Raw genomic sequence first — 214 nt, 5'->3', positions numbered from 1 at the left:
ATGGGGGGACGGATCGCGGAAGGTTGTCTGACTGTTGGAATAGTCAGTTTCTGTCTCATAGAAGGCGCTTAGGCAAATCCGGGCGCGGAATTCAAGGGGATGGGACGAGTGAACTTGTTCACGAAGCAATCGGAAGTGGTTCCAAGAAAAGCCTCTAAGCTTCAGTCATACGAGACCGTACCGCAAACCGACACAGGTGGGCGAGATGAGTATT

General features: G+C 51.9%; 1 rRNA gene. It reads left to right on the top strand.

Annotation, left to right across the window (positions count from 1 at the left end):
- Positions 1-214: ribosomal RNA gene (locus KO538_RS29210) — 23S ribosomal RNA — on the top strand; the annotation flags it as partial.

This window comes from Janthinobacterium sp. NKUCC08_JDC (assembly GCF_019345575.1).
GTDB lineage: Bacteria > Pseudomonadota > Gammaproteobacteria > Burkholderiales > Burkholderiaceae_D > Janthinobacterium > Janthinobacterium aestuarii.
This window is presented reverse-complemented; position numbering and strand designations above follow the sequence as displayed.